The organism is Microvirga sp. KLBC 81 (genome assembly GCF_003075415.1).
GTDB lineage: Bacteria > Pseudomonadota > Alphaproteobacteria > Rhizobiales > Beijerinckiaceae > Microvirga.
In genome coordinates this window covers 1-544 of sequence record NZ_QDAH01000328.1, presented here as the reverse complement: position 1 = coordinate 544, position 544 = coordinate 1, and the positions used below count along the sequence as shown (strand labels likewise).

At 68.9% G+C, this 544-nt stretch carries 1 pseudogene; it reads left to right on the top strand.

Annotation, left to right across the window (positions count from 1 at the left end):
* Positions 1–544: pseudogene (locus DC522_RS34035) on the top strand (carbamoyl phosphate synthase large subunit); the annotation flags it as partial.

Genomic DNA, 544 nt, shown 5'->3' with positions numbered 1-544 from the left:
GACGACGAGCAGCTCGACCGCTACATCCGCACCGCCGTGCAGGTGTCCGGCGACAGCCCGGTGCTGATCGACCAGTACCTGTCCAAGGCGACCGAGGTCGACGTCGACGCCCTGTGCGACGGCGAGACCGTGTTCGTGGCCGGGGTCATGGAGCACATCGAGGAGGCCGGCGTGCACTCGGGCGACAGCGCCTGCTCGCTGCCGCCGTTCTCGCTGAAGCCCGAGACCATCGCCGAGCTGAAGCGCCAGACCGAGGCCATGGCCTTCGCGCTCCAGGTCCGCGGCCTGATGAACGTGCAGTTCGCCATCGAGGAGCCGCACTCGGACGCCCCGCGCATCTATGTCCTGGAGGTCAATCCGCGCGCCAGCCGCACCGTGCCGTTCGTGGCCAAGACCATCGGCCAGCCGATCGCCTCGATCGCCGCCAAGGTGATGGCCGGCGAATCCCTGGCCAGCTTCGGCCTGACCGACAAGCCCTACGACCACATCGCGGTGAAGGAGGCGGTGTTCCCCTTCGCCCGCTTCCCCGGCGTCGACACCATCC